The sequence below is a fragment of the Paenibacillus sp. sg306046 genome (genome assembly GCF_059821225.1).
This window is the reverse complement of record NZ_JCAMRT010000018.1, coordinates 63477-86594: the sequence shown is the minus strand read 5'-3', so window position 1 is coordinate 86594 and position 23118 is coordinate 63477. Positions and strand designations below refer to the sequence as shown.

The window sequence follows — 23118 nt, the reverse complement described above, 5'->3', positions numbered from 1 at the left end:
CTTTTGTTCCATTATAGCTTATGATTGAATGGGTTGTATATAAATTTTGTACGGAAGGGCGATTACGCTGTGACATTTAAACCGGTTCGGCCGCAAAAGGGCAGCGACATCGTGCTGCAGCATTTGACGGAGCAAATTCGCTCCGGCCATTATCCGCTCGGCTCCAAGCTGCCGACCGTCGTAGAGCTGGCTGCAGGCTTCGAGGTCGGCCGTTCTACCGTTCGCGAGGCGCTCAGCGGCCTCAAGGCGATCGGAATGGTCGATATTCGGCATGGCGGCGGCACTTACGTCTGCGAGGCGCTGCCTGCGGCTTCAGGCGAGACGCCAGACAGCGCGGACTTCTTTGGCTCGATCGAATCGCTGAAGGAAGTGCTGGAGGTACGTAGATATATTGAATCCGGCTGTGCCGAGCTGGCTGCGCTGCGCCGGACGGCGGCGGATCTGCAAGCGATGGAGGCGGTGCTGGGGCGGATGCGGGAAACGCTGGAGGATGAGCGGCTGGCCGAAACGGCGGACGTCGATTTTCATGTGCGGATTGCCGAAGCGTCGCATAACACCCTGCTGCTGCAGATGATGCTGTCGCTGACTCAGCGCCTGCAGGACAATATGTCCGATTCGCGGCGGCTTTGGTTTTTCGCCGAGCGCAGCTCGGTGGAGCAGCTGCTGGCCGAGCATACCGGCATCTATGAGGCCATCCGCGACGGCAACGCCCCGCTCGCCGGGGAGCGAATGGCTGCACATATCGGCAAGGTAGACCGCGTCGTGCAGCAGCTATCCCGCGAGGATGGAAAGGGTTAACGGCGCAACTTATCCGGCAAGGAGGAATGACGATGGCCTTCGGTATCAATCGCGCGGAGCTGGCCCGCTGGAAGGCGGCTGTCAGCCGAGGCGAGCTTGCATTTCTGACCCATTATTGGCTGGACAGCCGATTTCCCGGCATCAAAACGGTGACCAAGGTCGGCTGCGCCGATCTGGAGCGGCTGTCCGCCTGGTGCGTCGTTCACGGGCTTAATCCGCAGTACATTCACCGGCGTCAGCCTTATCCTCATTTCGATCTGATCGGGCCGAAGCAGAAAGAAGTGCTGCAGCAGGAAGGGCTGCTGGAGCACATGGAGCGGTTCAAGCTTTAGCACGACTGAGCAGCGCAACGGCCCTTACTGCTCCTCGTCAGGCGCCGCCATCGCCCGGATCGTCTCAAACGGCACAGGCGTGTAATCCCAATGTTCCACACACATATTGATGTAATGGCTGCCCATATATTTTTGCCGGTGAATATGGCCGTGAAGGTTCACATAAGGCATATGCTGGTTCATATACATCGGCTCATGCGACAGGAAAAAGAACCCCCCGTACACAATCGGATGCTCGCTCACCTCATCGAAGCCTGCTTCCAGCCACCATGCCCGGGACCGTCCGCGATCATGATTGCCCAAAATCAGCGTCTTGTAGCCGTTCAAACGCGAGATGATCGCTTTCGTCTTCTCCGCGTTCAAAAATGAAAAATCACCAAGATGGAACACACGGTCAGCCGGACCTACAACCGCATTCCAGCGCCCGATCATCGCCTCCGTCATCTCGCCGGCATCGGCAAACGGACGCGACTCGAAATCAATAATTCCCTGATGTCCAAAATGGTGATCGGAAATGACAAATACGTTTGACATCGCGCAACCTCCTCTTTGTGGTTATGTATCCAGCATAGCAAATAATGCGCGCGTGTACGAATGCTTCAGGTTGACGGCCGCCTGATTTCGGATGTCCAGCGTCTCGACAATTTCTCCCCGGTACATAACAGCCACCCGATCGCAAAGCTGCTGGGTAAGCCGCAAGTCATGCGATATAAACAAATAAGCAAGCTGCTCCTTCTGCTGAATGTGCTTGAGCATGCGCAGCATGGAAGCCTGTGACAGCCGATCCAGACTCGCCAGCGACTCATCGAAAATAATGACGTCCGGCCGCACAGCCAGCGCCCTGGCGATACATACCCGCTGCTTCTGCCCGCCGCTCAGCTGCTCCGGCCGCCGCGACAGAAAGGAAGCGTCCAGCCCGACCCGGTGCAGCAGCTCCAGCACCAGCTTCTCCGCATTGGCCTGCTCGTCCGGGAAGTAATTGCGAATCGGCTCGGCCAGCACTTCGCCGACACGCATCCGGGGATGCAGCGAGGAAGCCGAATCCTGCAGCACCAGCTGCACGCGCTTATACAGCTGCCGCTCCCCAAGCCGCTTGTCATGAATGAACTGCCCCGCCAGCGCAATCCGCCCCTCTGTTAGCGGCTCCAGGCGCATGATGAGCCGGGCCAACGTGCTTTTTCCGCTGCCGCTTTCGCCGATCAGCCCGACAATTTCTCCCGCCCGCAGGCTCAGGTTAACGCGCTTCACCGCCTGACGGGACGCGCCATGCTCCCCTTCCCATGCGTGCAGTTCATCCGACCGCCTCGCCGCCGTGCCGCCAAGCCCCAGCCGGGCCAACCAGCCGTTCTGGCGCCGGCGTGACCTGCTGTACCCCGCCTGCGCCGGGTACGTCTTGGATACTTGATACAACTCCAGCAAGCTCATCCTCTCGCTCCTTCCGCCTGCATCGTAACGACGCGGCTTGCAAATCGGCGAATGCTCTGCTCATCATGTGAAATCAGCAGCACCGCAAGCTTGAATTGCGCCTGCAGCTCGGCCAGCAAAGCCAGCACCTTGCCCTCGTTAATAACGTCCAGCGCTGTCGTCGGCTCGTCTGCAATCAGCACGGCCGGTCCGGTGCTGACCATCATCGCCAGCAGCACTCGCTGGCGCATCCCCCCGCTCAGCTCGAACGGGTACGCCGACAAGATCGCCTCGGCATCGCTGAAGCCGATCCGGCCGAGCAGAGCTTGCATATGCGCCTCCATATCCCGACGCCGCCACGCCCGCTGCTGCTTCAACGTTTCCGCCATCTGCTTGCGCACCGTGCGGATCGGATCAAGGCCATTAAGCGAATGCTGGATCAGCAGCGCCACCTCATCGCGCCGCAGCTGCTGCCAGCTGCGCTCCGTCGCATGCGTCATATCCCGGCCCTTGTAGCAAATACGGCCGCCCGTCAGCTTCAACCCGTCGCCGAGCAGCCCGACAAGCGCGTGGGCGGTCATGCTTTTGCCGCAGCCGCTTGGTCCGACCAAAGCAACCGTCTCACCCGGATACAGCTCCAGCGACATGCTGCGGACAACCGGCTCCCACCGTCCCGCTTCGTAGCGGGAAATTTCCAGCCGTTCTGCGCGCAGCAGCGGTTCGCCTTTTATATCCGACTCTGACCTGTTACCCACCCTGCACCTCCTTCGGCCCGAGGCTGTCGGGCTTATTGAACCGCTCCCCGACGAGCTGGCATGCGAACACAAACGTCACGATGGCCATTCCGGGGAAAATCATCACGTGCGGAGCCAGCTGAAAATACGCGGTTGCGTCGTGCAGCATCACGCCCCATTCCGGTGTCGGCGGCTGCGCGCCCAAGCCAAGAAAGGAAAGCCCGGCGATGATCAGCACGATTTTGCCCATATCGAGCGTGCCGTACACGGCAATCGGGGCCGTAATCTGCGGCAGGATATAACGCCTCATGATGCGCAGATGCGAATTGCCGGCCATCCGGGCGGACAGCAGATAATCCTCACGGCTGACCTTGAGCACCAGACCGCGAATGAACCGCACATAACCGGCCCATCGGACTACGAGGATCGCCAAAATCATATTCGTAAAGCCGGGACCGAGAATGCCGACAATCGCCAGCGTTACGATCACATCGGGAAAAGCAAGCGTAGCGTCCAGCAGCCGCATGACCGCATGATCGGCGCGTCCGCCGGCATAGCCGGTCAGCAGCCCGAGCGGCAAGCTGATGCACAAGCTCAGCGCCAGCACGACAAAAGAAGCCGTCACCGTCGTACGAATGCCGTACAACATGCGCGACAATATACACCGCCCCAAATGGTCGGCGCCCAACGGGTAAGTCCCGCCGGGGGGAGCCAGCCGATGGGCCAGGCTTACCTCCAGCGGGTTATGCGGCGCGAGCCACGGCGCGAGCAGGCCAAGCAGTATAATGACTGCCAACAGACCGCCGCCGAGCAGCAAACTGGCCCTGCCGGGCCGGATGAAAGTCTTCCCGAGCATGCCGTTCCTCCTAACCTGCCCGCAAGCGCGGGTCCAGGTACACCTGAATCACATCGACGAGCAGTTGAATGACCACAAACAGAAATGAAGTAAACACGACGTACCCTTGAATAACGGGATAATCCCGCGCCGTAATCGCTTCGATCATGTATTTGCCCACACCGGGCCAGGAAAAAACCGATTCAACAATCACGTCCCCGCCCAGCATAAATGCAAAGCTGATCCCAAGCATCGTCATCATCGGCATAATGGCATGCTTGAAAATTTGAAAAATCAAAATGCGCCCGCGCGACAGCCCTCTCGCCCGCGACGCCTGAACAAAGCTTTGCTTGCTTAGCTCCAGCATATTGGTGCGCAAAACCCGGCCGTACACCGCTCCCAGCGTCAAGCCGAGCGTCAGCGCTGGCAGCAGCAGATGCCGCCAGCTCCCGCGTCCCATAGACGGCAGCCAGCCCAGACGCACCGAGCCTACATAGATCAGCAGAAAGCCGATCCAGAAGGATGGCACCGAAGCGCCGAGCAAGGCAAGCCACCGTCCCAGCCGATCCGGCCAGCGGCCCGCAAACACAGCCGTAGACACCCCAAGGACGCAGGTGACCAGCAGCAGCACAAGCAGACCGCCCAGGGCAAGCTCAATGGTGGCGGGAAGCCGCTTCAGCAGCTCCTGCATAACCGGCTCCTTGGACATATACGACGTTCCCCAATTCCAGGTAAACACATCGCTGAGCCAGCGCATGTACTGAACACTGAGCGAATCGACAAGCCCCAGCTCTTCCCTGAGCGCGTTCAACGCCTCCTGGGACGCCGGAATATTATGAGTGGTCAATAAAATACGCGCCGGATCGCCGGGAGAAATCCGCATCAAGATAAAAGTAAGCGTCGATACGCCGTACATCACCAGCACAAGCTGTACGACGCGTACTAGCCAATAACGCAGCATGCCTGGTTCCACCTTTTATCCGGCTATATCGACCTGAGCGGTGATGTAGTAATATTCGATCGGATGCGGAATAAAGCCGGTCACACCCTTTTTCACCCCAAATACATTGTCCGGATGCACGATAAAGGATTGCGGCAAGTCCTGGTTAATCATCGTTTGCGCCTGGACGGCGAGCTGGTTGCGCTTCGCGTTATCCGAGGACGCATTCAGCTGATCCAGTATGCTTGCCAGCGGCTCGGAAGCGTAGTGGCTGACATTGGATTCGCTCTTCGGCTGATAAAAAATATTCAGGAAATACTGCGGGTCGCCCGTATGTGCCGTCAGCATGCTGTACATCGCCAAATCCCAGTTCGGCTTGCCCAGCTCGGCATCAATATTTTCGACCTTGCGGATATTGACCGTCATGCCCTGCTTGAGCAGCCCGCTTTGGATAACCTCCGCCATGACGGACAGCTCAGGCCGCTGCGGGAAAGTCAGCAAGGTCGCTTGAAACGGCTGGCCGTTTTTCTCCCAGATGCCCTTCGCATTTTTGCTCCAGCCGTCAGCCGTCAGCAGCTGCTCGGTCGTTTGGCCGGCAGCCTGCTCCGCGACTTTGCCGAATGGCAAAATATCCGGGAACGGCCCCTTCGCCTTCGTGCCAAAGCCGCGCATAATCGACTGAATAATCGCCTCGCGCGGAATAGCCTTATCAATGGCCTGACGGTTCGTGCCGACCTTAAACAACGTGGAATTCATATTAAACAGCACCATATGGGTACGAACCGACGGTGCGGACAGCACCTCCAGCTTCTGGTTTTTCTTGACCAGCTCCACACTGTCGATCGGAATATCGGTTGCTGCATCGACCTCACCGGCCTGCAGCGCCATCAGGCGAGCCGTACCGTCGGTGACAAACTTCATCACGGCGCCGGCCAGCTTGGCAGGCTTGCCCCAATAGGCGTCATAACGCTCCACAGACAACGAAACGTCCTTTGTAAACTGCTTGATTTTGAACGGCCCCGTCATCGCCGGGTAGCTGCGCTCGTTGACCATGCTGGCCGTATCCAAAATAATGGCGCTCGGATCGGCCAAACTGGAAATCAATGCCGCATTCGGCTGCGTCGTCGTAATGGTCAGCTGATCGGGCGCCGACGCCTCGATTTCCTTCACCATCAGCAAGCCTTTGGCGAGATGGCTGTTCTGGATCGAACGGAGCAGTGATGCTTTGACCGCTGCAGCATCCATCTTCTTGCCATTATGAAACGTGACGCCCGGCTCCAGCTTCAGCGTCCAGGTCGTAGTATTATCCTGCTTCCATTCTTTCGCAAGCCAGGCGGTCGGCTGCAGCTTCTCGTCGAGCTTGATCAGCGTCTCGCCTGCGCCTGAACGCATCACATCCCAGCTGTTATCCCCGTGCGGGTCCACGCCGGTCGGATTCCATGTATAGGCCATCGTTAACGTCTTGCCTGTCTGAGTCTCGGCTCCTGCCTGGTCTGCAGCGTCACCAGTCTTGCCTGCCTCGCTGTTCCCTTGTCCGGCCTGTGTGCAGCCTGCAAACAGCAGCAGCAGACTCAGCAGCAGGAGACCGAGCCCCGCACCTCTTCGTTTATTGTAAGGTTTCCGCATAGCTTGTCTCTCCTTCATTTTCTTTCATGAACGTGGGCTTGAAACCAAAATTAAAGCTTGATTAAACAAAGGTTTTGACCATACATGTACAAAAAAAGCATCCCCGACGCTGGAGAAGCCGTCAGAAATGCTTGCTGGAATCGACGTCTGCGCCTGTATGCCCCATTGTCCTGCCCGAACAACAGATGAAAGGCCAGCCTCTTCACCATCCGCATTGCCAACCACCTCCCTAAACACCGTAGGTCAAACAGTGATGTCAAAATAGGCAGGTCTCCTGACTTGGGGCATCGCTCCCACACCTTCCCGGCGTGCAGCCAGTGGCGTGTTTGTGAGAGGAAGGTGCTGCTTGCGGCAGCGCCCTTTACAGTGGCGGGTCCGTGTCGGCCTTGCACCGAACTTCCCTTTTAAGCGGAATCAAAGCGTCCTTCACTTTGGTCCCGCACCTATTTTCGATCCTATTCAATAAATAACAGCTGACGGTTGCGCACCGTCTCTGAAGCTGAACCATCTTATGTTAAGCTTGAACACATGTTCTGTCAATATAGGAATGGCCGCAGCATCAGCGGCGGGGCGCAGCCGGGAGACGTTCCCCACGGTTAATGATCCCGACCCCCTCGCGGCATACGCCGTACGGCTCCCATGGACAGGACGCGCATATCCGGCCAATATCGTCCGGCGCCATCCGTTCAGCCAGCATCGCCGTCACCTCCGACCAACGAATCGGCTGCTCCAGCTTCAGACCGAGCCGCTGCACAACCAACGCATCGCGCACATGTACGCTCTCCCCGCGGCAATGATCCGGCTTGTCCTGCGGAAAATGGGCGCAAATGTCGTCCGGGCCTTCGATCATAACAATTACCGTCTCCGGCTCCACACGAAGCCGCTCATAGATGGCCGTCATATTTACACAGAAGTCCTCTGAATATCCCATGCCGCGAAATCCCAGCAAACAAAGCAGATGATGCCCGCGCAGCCGGATCATCGTCTCACTCTCCTTTTGGTTCAAATACATAAAGCCGACCGTTCATCGCCGTTCCGAAGGAAGGACCCCGATAGCCTCTGCGCCGCAGCTCCCTGCGCAGCTCCATCATCAAGGCGGCATGGCTTACAATCAGCACATCCCCTTCGCCCTGAGCGAAAATATCATCCAGCATCAGCTCCACCCGCCGACGCACGTCCCTGCGGCTCTCCGGGAACAAGCCCGGCAAGATGTACCAGGTCAAGCGCAGCAGCAGCATCCAGACGAGCACGTGCAGACGCCGCTTGGACATCCGGTGAAAGTCCGGGTAGGCGACCTCTCGCAGACGTTCCGTGATGACCATCGGCCCTTGGTAAACGTGCTTGGCCGTCCTGATCGCCCGCTCCATGCTGCTGACATAGCAGCGGCTCCAATTGATGTCCCGCAGCTCCGTCTGTCCCAGCTCAATGTCTGAGGCGTCATAGGTCTGAAACCAGTTATTCATCTCAGCCGGACTCAGGAAGCCTGAGGTCGGCAACGCATGCTTCACTTTATAATGGCGGATCAAGCCAATTTTCATCGTAAAATCCCTTTCCCTGCAACGCTGTGCAATCCATTAGGGGAAATGCATCCCGCTTCCAGTATAGCAGAACCTTAGCCGCTATTCGCGTCCTGCTTGCGTAGAACAAAAAGACCGTCGATGATTTGCTTCGCCCAGCTACGGACGAGACAAAAACCGATGGTCGGTGTGAAGGACGCAGGACCGAAAGCTTGAAGGGATAACTTCAGCCTAGTCGCCAGGTAATACCGGCTTAATTAACGATACGACCGGTTACGGTACGAATCGCTGGTGAACGAGGAAATAAACAAAAGGATCGCCGTCAGGATATGCATGATCATGCCCACAAACGGAATCCAGGCAATCAACGAAGTCAAAATGCCGACAATGCTGCCGATTTTAGGCCCATATTCCCTGAGCGCAAATGCGAGGGTCACTACATGCAAAACAAACATGATTGCCAGAGGCATATAAGCCCAACTAATAACAATTGTCCCGCCGATAAACGGAATACCGAGTATTGCCTCCAGAATTGCAGTGATCAGAATAAAAATTTGAGATAGTCTCATCGAAACCAGTCCTTTGCTTTTTTAGTATCATTACTTGAATGATACGGGACTACTTCCTTCAAGTTCCATACTTGATCGGTTTGGGGCAGCCACCCGCATGCAACCGCTTAACATTCCGAGCACGGAAAGCAAGCTGCATGCCGCGAACATTTACTTGGCGTCCAGCCTAAGTACATCTTCTTTGTAGGCTCGCAGCTCAAGGACACCGGCGGTATCGCCAACAAATCCACTCACCTTGAGCCGCTCCCCGGACCGGATACCCTCCAGCCCCTTGGCGGCGATGACGATCTCCCCGGTGGCGTCCTGCAAGCGGACAATATGGCGTTGGCCGGAGCGCGGCAGCGCTTCCGGTTCGCTTGTTATGACGACGATCCCTTCTACTGAAACAGGCTGCTCCAGCATATGCCGGGCTTCCAGCACCGACATCAGCGGATACACGTCCGCTTTGGGCTTTAACACAACGGTATCTGTTTGGGCAGCGGCGACTACAGGTTGATTCCAGGCAAACAGGGAAACGAGCGGAGCTCCAGCAGCATACGCGCGCTGCATCCATGTATATTGAACAGACGGCGGAAGTACAGCGACCAGCAGCAAGGCGAGCAGGAGCAGCCAACACGCATATATTTTCACAACGGGATTCACCTGGATCGTCCCCCTCCGAATGTAACCTTCCTCACCTACCTCTTTATCATAAGTTGTGGATGTTAAACGAGGTCGCGGGTTATGTTAAGTCATTGTTAACCAAAAATGGGGGATCGTAAACCAAGCTTTCCTTTCGCAGTTTTTTCACCACCGGCCATTATGAAATGCTTTAACTAACACATAACACAGGCGCAATGCGCCCGTGCTGGTGTCTGCCCGTAGGAGATGAGGATTAGGGCTTCTTATAAAAAGTCACGCCAGGTCTGCTTCACGCCGCACCTCAGGCGGACTGCAATATTTTTTCCAGCAAATTTTCCTTAATCATCTTGATTCGCTGCTTGACGTAAAAATCGTAGCTTGCTCCCTTGAGTTGACTGACGGGCACCTGTAGATCCGTATCGTTGTCCACAATTATCAGCGACCCGTTGTCGAAAAACTTGAACGTTAAATCCACCCATGTTCGCCCGACCGCGTTCAGAATCTGCTCAATTTGCTGCTCACTTACATACTCGCTGTTTTCCAGCATGACACGTCTGAAATGATCCCGCTCGATAAATCTGACATTAACCGCACTCATTGATCTACACCCCTCTCAAACTAGGAACATTTGTTCGTTAAATCTATTATATCATATTTTTAGTTCATGTCAACATTTTACAGAACTAACGTTCCTATTTAAATCAGCTTGCTGTTCAACGCTCCTTGACAAGCATCCTTCGTTTTCTTACAATAAATGAAACCAAATGGTTTCCTATTAAACTTCTCAAGGAGGCATTCGCCGTTATGTCATCACCTGCAAACCAGCCTGTCCCTGATATTCGTAAAACCGTACTCCTTCAAGCGCCCGTCCAGCGGGTATGGGACGCTGTCGCCACGTCCGCGGGCATCGCCGCCTGGTTTATGCCGAACAGCTTTGAGCCGCAGCTTGGCTTTGAATTTACGATCCAATCCCCTTACGGCACCTCGCAATGTCGGGTAAAGGAAATCGACCCGCCCAATCGGCTCGTCTTCACCTGGGGCGACGAATGGATTATCTCGTTTCATTTGGCTGAGCGTGAAGGCCAGACTGAATTTGCACTGACGCACTCCGGCTGGGGCCATGCCGAGGATGTCATCGCGCAGACGGGCATGAAGCACGGCATGGTCCGCGACCGGATGGATCAAGGATGGGAGCAAATTATTCTCCAGGCGCTGCGCAATTACGTCGAGGCTTAGCCGATGGATGGCCCTGCGTCCAAACACGACGTATTTCAGGCCATCGCTGACCCGACCCGGCGCAAGCTGCTCCAGCTGCTCGGCGACCAGGAGCTGCCCGTCAACGCCATCAGCAGCCATTTCCCGATGACCCGCACAGCGGTGTCCAAGCATTTGCGCATTTTGTCCGATGCCGGATTGGTCAGCGAGCAGAAGGTCGGGCGCGAGAAGCGCTACCGGCTGCAGCCTGAGCCGCTGCTGGAGCTGAAGCGCTGGCTTGCTTACTACGAACGATTCTGGGACAATCGGCTGTCTGTGCTGAAGCAGCTTGTTGAAACCGACGCAGACAGCGGCGGACAGACGGCGGCGCCTTGGCCGGTCACGCGCGGCGAGTAAGCCGCCTGGCCTCAACGAACCTGCCGGCGACGAGCGCTTTTCCGACTTCCTTTCCTTAACAAACAAGCCGCCTCCGCATCGGACCGGACAATCATCCGTGATGCTGGAGACGGCTTGTATAAGGATTGAGGAGCATGCAGGACCGGTCACTCAGAACCCGTCGTAGCTGACAAATTCACCGACAGGCTTGCGGTAGCCGCGCGGACGCTGTCTGGACGTATCCTCCTTGCCGAGCGCGATCAGCAGAGCGGGCACGTGGGTATCGGGAATATTCAACGCTGCACGCAGCGCCTCCGGATCAAAGCCGATCATCGGACACGTGTCCCAGCCCTGATCCTTGGCAAGCAGCATAAACAGCATTGCGGACAAGCTTGCATTACGGATTGCCTCATCCTGCATAAAACCTTCGCCGCGATCCGTATAGAAGCTTTGCACCGATTGCACCGTTTCATCATATTCCCGTTGGTCAATGACGCCCAGGCTCAGCAAGCCTTCGTTCAGCTTCGCCACATCCTGATAGGCGCCTTTGTTCCCCAGTACCACGATCACCGCGGAGGCGCTGCTGACTTTGTATTGCTTGTATGCCGCCTCGTATACTTTCTCCTTCACCTGCGGATCTCTGACCGCAATATAATGCGTATGCTGCAAATTAAATGCCGACGGAGCAAATTTCGTCAACTGGAACAGCTCATCCAGCTCCCGGTCCGAAATTTCGACGCCGGGGATAAATTTATTAGCCGATCTGCGGGCTTTCACCAAGTCAGTTAATTCACGGGCCGTTGTCGTCATCCTGCATCTCCTCCAAAGTTAGGCTGCTTATTACGCCATTAATATCTTGAATTAAAGATAATTGATTAGGCGTTCTTTGTCAAGCACAAACCAAAGAGCTGCCCGGGCCACCCCCGGAGATCAGCAAAAGAACCTTCACAACCACCCCTACGTGGAAATGAAGGCTCACTTTATACGAAAATCATACAGCTTGGCAGGGGCTGAAAGTCAAAAAGCGACTTTGGGGACAGCCCCTGATGCTCCAGTACCCTCCTGACAACAGCCAGGCTCATCGGACGAGCCGGCAGCTGGCCGGCGGCTGAAAAATCTTGGGCAGGAAACGCACAATCATCTTCAGCCGCTGGAAGGCAGGCGTTAATCAGCTTTAGTTCTGCAGCTGCAGGAGCCGGTCGAGCATAACCGCTGCCTGCGCGCGCGTCGCCTGCCCTTGCGGGTCAAATCGACCTGCGCCGGTGCCCTGAATGACGCCGCCGCCGTGCAGCGCCTCCACAGCCCGAACCGCGTACCCGCTGATCGCAGCCGGGTCAGTGAACGGAGCCGCATCGGACTGCGGCTTGAAGGACATCCGCACATGCTGCGCCGTGCGGTAAGCCAGCACTGCCATATCCTCGCGGGTGATCAACGCGTCTGCACCAAAGCTGCCGTCCGCTTGCCCTTGGGCGATGCCCAGCTTGCGGGCAGTCGCGACCGGAGCATAGCTCCAGCTGCCAGCCGGAACGTCGCTGAATGCGCCGCTCGCCGTCTCGTCAGTCAGTCCAAATGCCTGCATCAGCAGCTTCACATATTGCGCCCGCGTCACCGGCTGGTCGGGCTGGAAGACGCCGGGAGCCGTGCCGTCGATCACCGCACGAGCCGCCAAGCCCTCGATGCTGGACCTGGCCCAGCCTACATGGGCGATATCCTCGAAGCTGACCTGCACATACGCAGCCGCATAGTGGCTAAAGTGCTCCGGCTTAAATGCCGCGCGTCCGGTCGCTGTGTCATATCGGCCGTTCATTACCGGCTCCAGCACGCCTTGCTCCGTCACGTGATATACGACCACCTGATGCGGCTGCTGGCCTGCCTTCAGCTCGAAAGGCAGCTCCACGCTTAATTGTCCGTTGAAGGCAGCAACCGATTGGCCGTCCACCTGCAGCCGGAAGTCATATACCGGGTAGGAGCCAAGCCGTTGCTTTGCCGCTTCGGGCAAGCCGGCCGGGTCTACCGGGCTGACAGCCAGCTCCAGCTTGGAGGACGCGCTGCCGACTGCGGAACGAATCAGCTCCGCAGTCAGCGTCACAACGGTCTGGCCCGCCCGCAGCTCGATCGTCTGGACGTCGCCGCCCGTCGCAGCGACCAGCTCCTGCGCAGGCAGAGCCAGCTTGACCGGCTTCACGCCGTCCGCCGCAGTCAGCTCAACAACAAGCTTGCCGCCTGCCGCTTGTTCCGCGGCTTGCTGCAGCGCCGCTGCCGATACATCCGCCACGGCGTGACCGCTGGCATCTACCGTTGCCGTCACCTTCACATGGCCCTGATCGGTTGCCGCTGCCTGCTGCGGTACGCTGCCGCTCGTCGCGCCGCCCGTCGGTGACGAATTGCCTTCGCCGCCGGACGTTTCGCTGTCCGCAGCCTGAATCGTCACCAGCAGCGAGCCGCTTACGCCGGAGCCGTCTACGGCCGTCGCCACCGCTTTGACCTTGCCCGCTGACAGAGCGCTCAGCAAGCCGCCGCTCGTCACCTTAGCCAACGCTGTCGGCGTTCCCTCCTCGTGGTAAACCGACCAGGTCACCGACTGGTTAGTCGTCGCCGCAGGCCGGAACACCGCTTCAAGCTGCAGCTGCTGTCCGGCTTTTACTTGCTGCGCTGCCGCCGACACTGTAATTCCGGCCGCCTGCACCGGCAACGTTCGAATATTCGGCTGCGGCGGTGTCTCCATCCCGTAGCCCAGGAAAAAGCCGGTATGCGGCGGCTGGTTGTACCCGGTATTTTGCCAGGCGACGCCAAGGCGATACGTCGGATCATGCATCAGCGTCGGAATGCGATGCGCGGTGACATCCGTCGTCGTATACAGCCGGAGCGCATGGCTGTCCTCGGTGCGGACCAGCACCTCCTCGCGCCAGTCGCCGAGCAGATCGGCCTGCAGCGCCGGGTTGCCCTTCGTATCATTGCTGGAGAAGGTCCCGTTAAAGGTCACCAATCTGTCCATGGACTGCGTCGCTACGTTCCACTTGTCGATTTTCGGCACGCCCACGCGTGTCGGATCTCCCTTCCACTCGTGATCCAGCAGCTCGCGGCCGAGATCGCCGTCCCACCAGATCGCAAAATTGGACGACGGAATGTTGTTGGAAATTTTTTCGCCCTGGGCGCTGAACAAGCCCCCTGTCGGACTGTTCCATTCGCCGTCAATCGCCCACATCTCCTCGCCCGCATACCGCGGGTCCAGATCGGCGGACAGCCCCCGGCCAATATCCTTGCCGGTCTGCAGCTGCCCCCACAGCACGCGGCCGGTGCGCGCATCCTTCAGCTCTGCCGAATATTTCACGGCCGTATCTTCCTGCACCGCCCACATTTCCAGTCCGAGACGGGTCGGGTCCAGATTACCAACATGCATCGCATCGCCATGACCGAGCCTGGAGTTCCATAGCCCCTTGCCGTCATGATCAATCGCGGCTGCCCCGGTGATGATCTCATCTTTGCCGTCATTGTCCACATCCGCTACGCTCAGCTGATGATTGCCCTGACCGGCATAGCTTGCATGCTCTGGGTCCTTGGAGTCGAAGGTCCAAAGCTTGGTCAGCTTGCCATCCCGCCAGTTGTAAGCGACAAGCACCATCCGGGTATAGTAGCCGCGCTGCATCACTACGCTTGGCCGCTCTCCGTCCAGGTAAGCGATCGCCGCAAGGAACCGGTCCACCCGATTGCCGTACGTGTCGCCCCAATCGCCCACATTGCCGCGGGCAGGCTCATAGGCATCCGTCGCCAGCGCTTTGCCGGTCGCCCCTTCGAAGATCGTATGGAATTCCGGTCCTTCCAAAATATAACCGGCGCTGTTGCGGTAATCGGCAGCCGCGTCTCCAATGACTTGACCCACGCCGTCAACCGTACCGTCCGCCGTCCGGAACGTTACTTCAGCCTTGCCGTCGCCGTCGAGATCGTACACCATCACGTCGAGATAATGAGCGCCTGAGCGGATGTTGCGTCCCAGGTCAATGCGCCACATGAACGTGCCGTCCAGCTTGTACGCATCCACGTACGTCGGACCCGTGTAGCCGCTTTGCGAGTTGTCCTTGGAGTTGGACGGGTCCCACTTGAGAACAATTTCATACTCGCCATCGCCGTCCAGATCGCCGACGCTGGCATCGTTGGCCCGGTACGTATACGCTTCGCCTGCAGGCGTCACGCCGTCAGCCGGCTTGCGCAGCGGGATTTCCAGGTAATTGGCATCCCATACCTTTACCGTCTCGGAGCGCGGCTGCTCGATGCCGTCAACGACGGCCCGCACCTGGTACGTTGACGCTGCCGTGCCTGCCGCATCCACATAGTTTGTGCTGCCGGTCAGAGGAGCCGAAGTCAGCTTTACCCCGTCGCGGTACAGATGAAACCCGACCTGCTGCGGGTCCGTCCCGAGCAGCCGCCAGCCGATGTACACGCCCGACTCCTGCTTGACCGCCACCAATCCGCGGTTCAGGCTTTCCATCTGGCGCGGCGGCAGCTTGACGGGCGTGACCTGAATCTGCACGCCGGCCGCTTCCACCTGCGCCTCGCCTGCATACTGATACAAGCTCTTCACGACAAATGTATAAGTCTCGCCATTAGTCAACTCCGGGAATTCGGCAATGCGTTCCGTTTTCCCGGCCGTCTTGACCAAGGTCAACGACTGATCGCCGTGCTGCCGATAAATACGCGCGCCCTGATAGGCGTCGTCAAGCGGCGCTTCCCAGCCGAGCAGCGCTTTCGCATCATGCGCCTCTGCGGCCAGCTCCAGCACATCCGGCGCTTTGTCCAGCTGCCGGACGAGCACGTCATAGGTGCGGCTAATGTCCGTATAAACGGAGGAGCCGACCGTAATCTGGATCGGCATGGAGCTGCCCGTCACCGGCACCACCGTCGAAGCTCCGCTGCCCAGCGCCGATGCGCCAACCTTGAGCTGCACGCTGCCCGGATTGCTTGCAGTTGGCGTAACCGTCAGCTGCTTCAGCCAGTGAGGGACATCAACCGTGTAGCTGCCCACCTCGGGGCTGAACAGCGGCTGCAGCTGCGGCACAAAGCCGTCCTGCTCCAGCTGCAGACTGTTCAACGCCAGATCAAGCGAAGTGACCCGGACATTCGCAATGTTCAGCTTGCCGCCATTTGCATTGGTCGCAAAGCCGAAGCTGCTAATCCGCGCCCGGTCCACATTAAAGGCGTCCGGCCACGTCACCGTGCTGCCGTTGTTCAGATCCGTGATCTGCACCGTATATTTGCGCTGCGGCGTATTAAAGATCATTTTGAAGCGATACCAGTGGGTCGGATCATACGTCAGCTGCTTGGAGCCGTTATGACGTTTGATAACCCCGGCATCAAGCTGGTAGCGCAGCGCAGCGGCGCTGGTCGCGTTGACCTTGCCGTCCATCACAAACAAGCTCCCGCCCTTGGCGGTCGGCAGATTGAGATCAAACTCCATGATCATCCCTCCGCTTTGCGCGGAAAATCGCTGCCCCACATACGAAGAACCCGCCGCATCATGCGAAATGGACGCATACGTTCTCCCGGTCACCGTGTCCTTGACTACCTGTATACCGGGAGCCGTGCCTTCCTTGCTCCACGTGTTACCGCTTCCAATTACGAGCGGACCTTCCTCATAGCCGGTAAAATCCTCCGATACCAGCACCGTGTCTGCAGCCGATGCCGGATGGACGTACATCGATATCAGCATCGCCACAACAATCAGCCCTGCCAGCAGCCTGAACGCCGCGTCTCTGCCTGCGCTTCGCTTCCCTAGTTGCATCACCGTAAGCCTCCTCATTCATTAAACTTGAAAGGTCATTGCTTGTCCGCCCAACCTCCAGCCTCAATTTTGGAAAATACACCCATAGCCAGGCGCTGAGGTTTATTATAGCTAGACCGCAGCGTACAAAGAAGGTAAAAATCAGACATATCCGTTAAAAAAACAGAGTTAAACCGCGCAGCCAAAATAAGAGAAATTGCACAAAATAGTGATAATATCCGCTACAATCGCCGATGAATTAAAATATGGGCGTATTGTCGCCCCTCCCTATCGTGTGATAAACGGAGAGCTGTAAACTCCTACGTAGAAAGAGGTGCTTTCATGAAAGCATTTGTGGTTGACGATGAGCCGCTTGCGACTGACGTTTTGGAAGCTTTGCTAGGCGAGGACGGGCGCGTTCAGCTGGCCGGCGTCTTTCACAACTCGTTGCAAGCGTTGTCTTGTCTCCCCTCCCTCAAGCCGGATGTCATATTTCTCGATATCCACATGCCGCAGATGAACGGACTGGAGCTGGGTGAGCGAATGCAGGAGCTGGACCCGGAGCTGGAGCTTGTATTTGTGACCGCCTATGACCACTATGCGCTGGAAGCGTTCCGGCTGAACGCCATTAACTACTTGCTGAAGCCCTTCACGGCCAAGCAGCTCAGCCAGACGATCGACCGCCTGTTCAAGCGAACCGGCCGAACCCCTGCGGCTGTTGCCCCAAGCGCTCCCGCTGCTCCTGCACATCTTCCCCGTGTTCAATGTCTGGGCGGCTTCAAGCTGACCGGCGGCGAGCCGGAAGCTTCTCCAGTCAAGTGGCGAACAGCCAAAACCGAAGAACTGATGGCTTATCTGTACCTCAACAAAGGCAAATCCATTCCCAAATGGAAGCTGCTCGAAACCATCTGGCCGCATGCTGCGGCGGAGCAAGCGTATTCCCATCTGCATACGACACTTTATAAAATCCGAAAGACGCTGCGCGAGCTGCAGGCGGAAGCGTCCGTTACGTTCCGAAACAACTGTTACCGGATGGAGTTTCGGCAGCCGCTCGACTGCGACCTGGAGCAGTTCGAGCAGTTCGCCCAAGTCGATGAACCGGTTACGGCACAAAATGTGGACGAGCACATGCGGACGCTTGCGCGTTATGAGGGAGACTTATTTAAGGGGCTGGACTACCGATGGTGTGTAACGGAGCGGGAGTATTACCGCGAGCTGTTCACCCGCATGTCGAGCAAGCTGGCGGCGTACTTGATGACGATCGGGGATTACCATGCCGCCGAGGCCTTTATCCTGAAGCTGCCGGACTCTGTCATGATGGACGAGCATATCCACGAGCTGCGCATGCAGCTTTACTTCATGCGCAGAGACCGGGTTTCGCTGGTCAACTACTATCAACGCATGACCCGGCTGCTGCATAGCGAATTCGGACTGGAGCCGCATGAATCCACCCATCGGCTGTATACCCGCTTGCTGGAGCAGCTTGAACAAGCAAGCGCCGAACAGACTCCGGGCCGGTCCTACGCTTCGAACCCCGCCTGACTTACGAACAGCTGATGATCTGCGAAGCATGACCTCATTCGTTCATATACGACAAGGTATGCAGCAGGATCATACCACGCCTCCATCCCGAGCTCGGTGTAGAGCGCTTCCAGATTCAGTCTGCGTGTCCGTTTGCCTTGACTGCCGTCACCCATGAAATAATCATCGACACATACGCGTTCAACCAAGGCTGCCAATGTTTCTGCAAACCGCTCGCTGCTCGGCAGCACAGGCGCTACCGCCACCTGGGTTGGTATCCCGGCTTCAGCCAGTATGCGGAGCGCCCGCAGCCGGGCGGCGATGGGCGGCGCATACGGAGTGAAATGCTTGCGGACTGCGTCGAGATCGGTTTCCACCGTCAGACTGATCCGGACCCGTTCCCCCAGTTGCTTGAACAATTCGATATCGCGCGCCACAAGCGGACTCCGGGTTTGCACCAGTAAAAAATCAGGCGGGTTTTCCACCATAGCCACCAATAAGGACTGCGTCACTTTTTCCTTGTATTCCAGCGGCTGATAAGGGTCTGTGCTGGAGGACATAAAAATGGTGACAGGCCCCTTTGCTTTCGCCCGCCTCAGCTCCTTTCGCAGCACAGCAGCCGCGTCCCGCTTCACATCAACCCACGTTCCCCATTCCTTTCCGCGAAAGGCCGCAACGGGCATTTGCCGCACATAACAATACGAGCAGCCAAACACGCACCCGGCATACGGGTTCAACGAATGGCTGTAGCCGGACAAAAAGCCGGTCCCCTTGTTCAACATCGTTTTGGGCGATTTGTGCACATATTCCGTTCTCCTGCTCATAAATTCGCTCGTCCCGCCCCTTCTGTACCGTTTGTTCTACCAGCATCGCACACGCCCCTGCTCCACGTAAACCCGGACCTCGTTCGTTAAATAGAATTTTATATATGTTATACCCAAAACAACCTTATATACTATATAATGGTAACCACAACGACCAGCCTAGTTTTGCGGAGCCGGTTTCCCATCCTTATCGAAGGAGCAGCCTCTATGTTGTCTGAACGTCTTCCTACCTTCAACGGGTCCCCTCATCGTATGGCCGTACTCATCCAGGAATCCAAGGAACGCTGCATTCGCTTCGGCTTGAAGCCTTATCATTTCCCCGCCCCTTTGACCCGACTGTCAGCCAAGGAGCTGATTGAACGGCAAATCACCTACCGTGAAGTTCTTGATGTCGTCGAGCATCTCGGGACCAAAGTGATGGATATGATCTCCGGGACACCGGTCACGATCCTCGTCTCTGACGCACAAGGCTATATTATTACACGGTTCGGCGACCAGTCGATCAAAGAATTTCTGAAGCAGCTCGGCATCATCGAAGGCATTCAATTGAATGAACGGGAGATGGGCACCAATGTTGTTCACCTGGCCTTGTCCGGCAATTGTCTCGCTCAAGTCATCGGAACGGAGCATTATCATGAAGCGCTGCATCAAACCGCGTGTTACTGCGTCCCCTTTCATTTGAAGGAGCCTTATCCGTTATCCGGGTCCATCGGATTTATGACAACGGCCGAGCTGCACAATTCCTTCACCTTGCCGCTGCTGGCCAACATGGTCGAATCCATGGAACGGGAGCTGCTGCTGCGCCAGCATGCGCGGCATCAGACGTTGATCAACGAGCATATTCTGAATGCCGTCCCGAACGGCGTGCTCCTCACAGATGCGAAGGGCGACATCGTCGATTTCAATCAATTTGCCGAAAAGATCACAAACCGGACGCGCCAGCAGGTGCTGCACAACCCCGTTTTTGCCTTCGAGCAATTCGGCAATTTGATCTATGACGTGCTGAAAAACAAAAAAAGCTTCGAAAATGTCGAGCTGACCTTCACAAACAGCCTGGAGCACCGAACTATTTGTTTGTTTGATGCGATGCCGATTTTGCAAAATGGCCTGCTGCTCGGCGCTTACGCCCAGTTCCGCGACATCACCGAACGCCGGGAGCTGGAGAAGCAAATTATCGTCTCGGAGAAATATTCGGCGATCGGCAAGCTCGGCGCCGGACTGGCTCACGAAATCCGCAATCCGCTTACCTCGGTCATGGGCTTCATCCAGTTGATGAAGGAACGGTATCACAATCATGAGGAGTTCAGCCGCCTGCAGATGATCTACGATGAGCTGGAAACGATGAAAACACTTGTCTCCGACTTCGTGCTGATGTCCAAGCCCGCCTTCCCCGAGCGCAAGGATTGTGTCATCGAGGACCTGATCAGGGAAACGGTCCGCTTCATGGAAAGCCAGGCTATTCTGCAGCGCTGTGAGCTTGTGTGCCGGCTGCCGGATCAAGGAACGGTTATCCCGATTGATCCGATCCAGATCAAGCAGGTGCTGATCAATCTGATTCAAAATGCGATCGAAGCGATGCCCTGCGGCGGTGTCGTGCGGATCAGCAGCAGATTGGATTACGAACACAAGCAGATTCATATTCATGTTGTCGACGGCGGACTTGGCATGACCGAGGACCAGATGCAGGATATTATGACGCCGTTTTTCTCCACCAAGGAAGCCGGGCTGGGGCTGGGGTTATCCACCTGCTACCGCATTATCGACAACCATGCCGGCAAGCTGACCTTCAGCTCGCAGATCGGGCTTGGCTCTACGTTTACGATTTCCTTGCCGCTCTGACCACGTTGGCCGTGACCGCTCCGCTGTCATCCTGTCGCTTGCATTATTTATCAGGGAGGTTCCTTCTATGACCCAAACTACAAACACAGAAACTGTCGTTCAGGCGCTCGTGCGCCACTGGCGGGAATGGGGGGTCCGCCATGTGTTCAGCGTCCCTGGCAAAGCGATCGTGCCGCTTATGCTCGAAGTGGGCAACCAAGGCATCCGTTATGTGTTAAGCCGTCATGAGTGCGGAGCCGGTTATGCGGCAGCCGGCTACGCGATGATGAATCAGGGAATCGGAGTCGCCATAGGCACCTCAGGACCGGGAGGCACCAATATGCTGACGGCAGCCGGACAAGCCAAGGCGTACCACCAGCCCGTGCTTTTCGTCACCGGTCATCCGTCCATGAAGCACAACGGGCGGCCGCTCGGACAGGACTCCACGTTTTTCGCGACCGATCTGGTCCGGATGTTCGAGCCGGTCACCTTGTTCAGCGCCCGCGTCGAACGCGGCGACCAGTTTCCGATTTACTTTCGCCATGCAATGGAGCTGGCAACACAAGGCGTACGCGGCCCGGTGCATCTAAGCATTCCCCAGGATGTGCTGACCGAGGCGACGCCTCCGTGTCAGCTGGACTTGCCAGGCAGGCTGCCCTTGACGATCTCTACGAGGCTGCAGGAAGCGATCGGCTTGCTTGCAACAGCCCGGAGGCCGCTGCTGCTGATCGGCAAGGGCGTCCACATTTCCGGGTCGTATGCAGCGGTGGAGCGGCTGGCGGAGACATGGCAATTACCCGTCATCACGACGCCCGGCGGCAAAGGGGCCTTCCGCTCCTCGCATCCGCTGCATATCGGGCCGTTCGGTCTGGGCGGCATTCCCGAAGCGCGCAGCTACTTTGAATCCGGCATTGATCTGCTGGTTGTGATCGGGACGAAGCTCAGCGACATGTCGATCCCGTTTCTGAGCGACCGGATGATTCCCCGATCTGTGCTGCAGTTTGATGTGGACGGCGCCTTCGTCGGCAAAACCTTCCCTTCCCCTGTGTTATTTGTGCAGGGCGACGCTCGTCTGAACCTGGAGGCGCTGCAGGCAGCGGCCGATCAACGGCTGTCTGAGCCGGCCCCTGCCGTCCATGCGCTGGCGGCGGCGGCTCGCGAGGAGACGGTGGCGAAGCCGCCAGCTCACCCGGTTCAAGACCAGGAGCCGGATGCGCTGTTGACCGCCGAGCAGGTGATGCAGGTGCTGGGCGAGCTGCTGCCGCAGGATGCGGTCGTCTTCGGCGATGACGGCAGCCACAGCTACCATGCCATCCGGCATTTACAGATCAAGCAGGCAGGGTTTTTCCGCTTCGACGATGTGTTTGCGGCAATGGGACATGCCATCGGCTTTTCCGTCGGGGCGCAGCTCGCGGCTCCGCGGACGAAAATCGTCTGCCTGACAGGTGACGGCTGTATGTTTATGCATGGCAGCGAAGTGTCGACGGCGGTAAATCAGCAGGCGCCAGTGCTGTTTATCGTGTTGAACAACGGCAAGCTGGACATGGTCAACAAAGGGATGAAACATGCGACAGGACGGACGGATGGCACCGTATATGAAGTGCCGCTTGATGCGGCGCTGTATGCCCGCTCGATGGGCGCGCGGGTATACAGCGTGTGCAATCGACTTCAATTCGAAGCGGCGCTGCAAGAAGCGCTGCTGCTGGAGGAAACAATCGTCATCGAGGCTTGCGTTGATCCGAATGAAATTCCGCCTACGTTAGCGCGCGGCTAATCGGACAGACGGGACGGCATAAGTGGATCAGAGTAGGTACGGCTTTATTTAGATGGATATAGAGACAGAAACGAGGAGATCAGCATGAAGGATGAACAAGTGGCAAAAGGTCAGGAGCAGCTGCGCCTGATGGCAGGATCGTTCGGCGAGGCGCTTGTCGGCAAGCTGATGCAGGAAAGCCCGGAGCTGGCCCGCATCGTGCTCGGCTTCGGCTTCGGGGAAATATATGCGCGGGACGGCCTGTCCCTGCGCGACAAGGAGCTGTTGTCCATCAGCTCGCTTGTCACACAGGGCGATACGGCCGGGCAGCTGCGGTTTCACTTTTCCGTCGCCCTTACCTGCGGCTTGACGGAGCAGGAAATTACCGAGGCGCTGATTCATTGCGTGCCTCATGTCGGCATTCCGAAGGTAATGAATGCCTTGCATGTATGGCGGACGCTGCTGCAGGAGCGCTCGTAGC

Annotated in this window: 22 protein-coding genes and 1 riboswitch; of the genes, 8 read left to right on the top strand and 14 right to left on the bottom strand. The window is 57.4% G+C overall.

All coding sequences use genetic code 11. The features are described from left to right. Positions 1 to 69: 69 nt before the first annotated feature. Both AC6ROY_RS18290 and AC6ROY_RS18285 read left to right on the top strand, forming a co-directional pair. Positions 70 to 798 carry a FadR/GntR family transcriptional regulator gene (locus AC6ROY_RS18290; protein WP_500102009.1) on the top strand — a complete coding sequence of 243 codons (729 nt, stop codon included), beginning with the start codon at positions 70 to 72 and terminating at the stop codon, positions 796 to 798. 32 nt (positions 799 to 830) lie between these two features. After that, complete coding sequence (locus AC6ROY_RS18285) at positions 831 to 1130, top strand: hypothetical protein (RefSeq protein WP_500102008.1); 300 nt, start codon at positions 831 to 833, stop codon at positions 1128 to 1130. 24 nt (positions 1131 to 1154) lie between these two features. Here the strand turns inward: AC6ROY_RS18285 and AC6ROY_RS18280 are convergent, their stop codons facing one another. The 11 genes from AC6ROY_RS18280 to AC6ROY_RS18230 form a co-directional block, all read right to left on the bottom strand. Then, entirely contained in the window at positions 1155 to 1664 is a 510-nt protein-coding gene (locus tag AC6ROY_RS18280; RefSeq protein ID WP_500102007.1) for a phosphoesterase, read from the bottom strand. 21 nt (positions 1665 to 1685) lie between these two features. Then, positions 1686 to 2555, bottom strand: a complete 870-nt coding sequence (locus AC6ROY_RS18275) for an ABC transporter ATP-binding protein (protein ID WP_500102006.1) — start codon at positions 2553 to 2555, stop codon at positions 1686 to 1688. Next, positions 2552 to 3289, bottom strand: coding sequence for an ATP-binding cassette domain-containing protein (locus tag AC6ROY_RS18270; RefSeq protein ID WP_500102005.1), 738 nt, complete (start codon positions 3287 to 3289; stop codon positions 2552 to 2554). Before AC6ROY_RS18270 ends, AC6ROY_RS18275 begins: the two co-directional genes overlap by 4 nt. Then, positions 3282 to 4124 (bottom strand): ABC transporter permease subunit, encoded by an 843-nt coding sequence (locus tag AC6ROY_RS18265; protein ID WP_500102004.1) that lies wholly within the window; start codon positions 4122 to 4124, stop codon positions 3282 to 3284. The genes AC6ROY_RS18270 and AC6ROY_RS18265 overlap by 8 nt, the downstream gene beginning before the upstream one ends. A 10-nt stretch (positions 4125 to 4134) precedes the next feature. Continuing rightward, complete coding sequence (nikB, locus tag AC6ROY_RS18260) at positions 4135 to 5064, bottom strand: nickel ABC transporter permease (protein WP_500102003.1); 930 nt, start codon at positions 5062 to 5064, stop codon at positions 4135 to 4137. A 15-nt stretch (positions 5065 to 5079) separates the two neighbouring features. Then, positions 5080 to 6669: an ABC transporter substrate-binding protein gene (locus AC6ROY_RS18255; RefSeq protein WP_500102001.1), complete on the bottom strand. Its 1590-nt coding sequence runs from the start codon at positions 6667 to 6669 to the stop codon at positions 5080 to 5082. Positions 6670 to 6916: 247 nt separating this feature from the next. Continuing rightward, positions 6917 to 7131, bottom strand: a riboswitch (cobalamin riboswitch). A 97-nt stretch (positions 7132 to 7228) separates the two neighbouring features. Next, positions 7229 to 7651 carry a DUF1284 domain-containing protein gene (locus tag AC6ROY_RS18250; RefSeq protein ID WP_500102000.1) on the bottom strand — a complete coding sequence of 141 codons (423 nt, stop codon included), beginning with the start codon at positions 7649 to 7651 and terminating at the stop codon, positions 7229 to 7231. A gap of 4 nt (positions 7652 to 7655) precedes the next feature. Beyond that, positions 7656 to 8207: a histidine phosphatase family protein gene (locus AC6ROY_RS18245; RefSeq protein ID WP_500101999.1), complete on the bottom strand. Its 552-nt coding sequence runs from the start codon at positions 8205 to 8207 to the stop codon at positions 7656 to 7658. A gap of 236 nt (positions 8208 to 8443) precedes the next feature. Next, complete coding sequence (locus AC6ROY_RS18240; protein ID WP_500101998.1) at positions 8444 to 8755, bottom strand: hypothetical protein; 312 nt, start codon at positions 8753 to 8755, stop codon at positions 8444 to 8446. Between the two features lie 150 nt (positions 8756 to 8905). After that, positions 8906 to 9397 (bottom strand): single stranded DNA-binding domain-containing protein, encoded by a 492-nt coding sequence (locus tag AC6ROY_RS18235; protein WP_500101997.1) that lies wholly within the window; start codon positions 9395 to 9397, stop codon positions 8906 to 8908. A 280-nt stretch (positions 9398 to 9677) separates the two neighbouring features. Continuing rightward, positions 9678 to 9974: a hypothetical protein gene (locus AC6ROY_RS18230; RefSeq protein ID WP_500101996.1), complete on the bottom strand. Its 297-nt coding sequence runs from the start codon at positions 9972 to 9974 to the stop codon at positions 9678 to 9680. 206 nt (positions 9975 to 10180) lie between these two features. Between AC6ROY_RS18230 and AC6ROY_RS18225 the strand changes: the two genes are divergently transcribed. Beyond that, the gene (locus AC6ROY_RS18225; RefSeq protein ID WP_500101995.1) at positions 10181 to 10612 is read left to right on the top strand and encodes an SRPBCC family protein; all 432 of its coding nucleotides are present in this window, start codon (positions 10181 to 10183) and stop codon (positions 10610 to 10612) included. Positions 10613 to 10615: 3 nt separating this feature from the next. After that, a complete protein-coding gene (locus tag AC6ROY_RS18220) occupies positions 10616 to 10987 on the top strand; it encodes an ArsR/SmtB family transcription factor (RefSeq protein ID WP_500101994.1) in 372 nt (123 codons plus the stop codon). Between the two features lie 150 nt (positions 10988 to 11137). Here the strand turns inward: AC6ROY_RS18220 and AC6ROY_RS18215 are convergent, their stop codons facing one another. Further along, positions 11138 to 11776, bottom strand: a complete 639-nt coding sequence (locus AC6ROY_RS18215; RefSeq protein ID WP_500101993.1) for a nitroreductase family protein — start codon at positions 11774 to 11776, stop codon at positions 11138 to 11140. 364 nt (positions 11777 to 12140) lie between these two features. After that, on the bottom strand, positions 12141 to 16742 hold the full coding sequence (locus AC6ROY_RS18210; protein WP_500102059.1) for a rhamnogalacturonan lyase family protein: 4602 nt from the start codon (positions 16740 to 16742) through the stop codon (positions 12141 to 12143). Positions 16743 to 17063: 321 nt separating this feature from the next. Between AC6ROY_RS18210 and AC6ROY_RS18205 the strand changes: the two genes are divergently transcribed. Then, positions 17064 to 18263 (top strand): response regulator, encoded by a 1200-nt coding sequence (locus AC6ROY_RS18205; protein ID WP_500101992.1) that lies wholly within the window; start codon positions 17064 to 17066, stop codon positions 18261 to 18263. Here the strand turns inward: AC6ROY_RS18205 and AC6ROY_RS18200 are convergent. Beyond that, positions 18242 to 19066 (bottom strand): SPL family radical SAM protein, encoded by an 825-nt coding sequence (locus AC6ROY_RS18200; RefSeq protein ID WP_500101991.1) that lies wholly within the window; start codon positions 19064 to 19066, stop codon positions 18242 to 18244. The genes AC6ROY_RS18205 and AC6ROY_RS18200 overlap by 22 nt on opposite strands. 207 nt (positions 19067 to 19273) lie before the next feature. Here AC6ROY_RS18200 and AC6ROY_RS18195 point away from each other — a divergent pair, with 207 nt between their 5' ends. The 3 genes from AC6ROY_RS18195 to AC6ROY_RS18185 all read left to right on the top strand — a co-directional run bounded on the left by AC6ROY_RS18195 (position 19274) and on the right by AC6ROY_RS18185 (position 23117). Continuing rightward, the gene (locus tag AC6ROY_RS18195) at positions 19274 to 20905 is read left to right on the top strand and encodes an ATP-binding protein (protein WP_500101990.1); all 1632 of its coding nucleotides are present in this window, start codon (positions 19274 to 19276) and stop codon (positions 20903 to 20905) included. Positions 20906 to 20972: 67 nt separating this feature from the next. Beyond that, on the top strand, positions 20973 to 22658 hold the full coding sequence (locus AC6ROY_RS18190; RefSeq protein WP_500101989.1) for a thiamine pyrophosphate-binding protein: 1686 nt from the start codon (positions 20973 to 20975) through the stop codon (positions 22656 to 22658). Between the two features lie 84 nt (positions 22659 to 22742). Beyond that, positions 22743 to 23117 (top strand): carboxymuconolactone decarboxylase family protein, encoded by a 375-nt coding sequence (locus AC6ROY_RS18185; RefSeq protein ID WP_500101988.1) that lies wholly within the window; start codon positions 22743 to 22745, stop codon positions 23115 to 23117. Position 23118 lies beyond the last annotated feature (1 nt).

Coding starts and splice junctions, on each gene's coding strand:
- AC6ROY_RS18245 (WP_500101999.1), bottom strand. CDS start 8,207: ATGAAAATTGGCTTGATCCGCCATTATAAAGTGAAGCATGCGTTGCCG.
- AC6ROY_RS18285 (WP_500102008.1), top strand. CDS start 831: ATGGCCTTCGGTATCAATCGCGCGGAGCTGGCCCGCTGGAAGGCGGCT.
- AC6ROY_RS18225 (WP_500101995.1), top strand. CDS start 10,181: ATGTCATCACCTGCAAACCAGCCTGTCCCTGATATTCGTAAAACCGTA.
- AC6ROY_RS18185 (WP_500101988.1), top strand. CDS start 22,743: ATGAAGGATGAACAAGTGGCAAAAGGTCAGGAGCAGCTGCGCCTGATG.
- AC6ROY_RS18280 (WP_500102007.1), bottom strand. CDS start 1,664: ATGTCAAACGTATTTGTCATTTCCGATCACCATTTTGGACATCAGGGA.
- AC6ROY_RS18215 (WP_500101993.1), bottom strand. CDS start 11,776: ATGACGACAACGGCCCGTGAATTAACTGACTTGGTGAAAGCCCGCAGA.
- AC6ROY_RS18190 (WP_500101989.1), top strand. CDS start 20,973: ATGACCCAAACTACAAACACAGAAACTGTCGTTCAGGCGCTCGTGCGC.
- AC6ROY_RS18250 (WP_500102000.1), bottom strand. CDS start 7,651: ATGATCCGGCTGCGCGGGCATCATCTGCTTTGTTTGCTGGGATTTCGC.
- AC6ROY_RS18210 (WP_500102059.1), bottom strand. CDS start 16,742: ATGCAACTAGGGAAGCGAAGCGCAGGCAGAGACGCGGCGTTCAGGCTG.
- AC6ROY_RS18230 (WP_500101996.1), bottom strand. CDS start 9,974: ATGAGTGCGGTTAATGTCAGATTTATCGAGCGGGATCATTTCAGACGT.
- AC6ROY_RS18240 (WP_500101998.1), bottom strand. CDS start 8,755: ATGAGACTATCTCAAATTTTTATTCTGATCACTGCAATTCTGGAGGCA.
- AC6ROY_RS18220 (WP_500101994.1), top strand. CDS start 10,616: ATGGATGGCCCTGCGTCCAAACACGACGTATTTCAGGCCATCGCTGAC.
- AC6ROY_RS18265 (WP_500102004.1), bottom strand. CDS start 4,124: ATGCTCGGGAAGACTTTCATCCGGCCCGGCAGGGCCAGTTTGCTGCTC.
- AC6ROY_RS18195 (WP_500101990.1), top strand. CDS start 19,274: ATGTTGTCTGAACGTCTTCCTACCTTCAACGGGTCCCCTCATCGTATG.
- AC6ROY_RS18275 (WP_500102006.1), bottom strand. CDS start 2,555: ATGAGCTTGCTGGAGTTGTATCAAGTATCCAAGACGTACCCGGCGCAG.
- nikB (WP_500102003.1), bottom strand. CDS start 5,064: ATGCTGCGTTATTGGCTAGTACGCGTCGTACAGCTTGTGCTGGTGATG.
- AC6ROY_RS18255 (WP_500102001.1), bottom strand. CDS start 6,669: ATGCGGAAACCTTACAATAAACGAAGAGGTGCGGGGCTCGGTCTCCTG.
- AC6ROY_RS18200 (WP_500101991.1), bottom strand. CDS start 19,066: ATGAGCAGGAGAACGGAATATGTGCACAAATCGCCCAAAACGATGTTG.
- AC6ROY_RS18205 (WP_500101992.1), top strand. CDS start 17,064: ATGAAAGCATTTGTGGTTGACGATGAGCCGCTTGCGACTGACGTTTTG.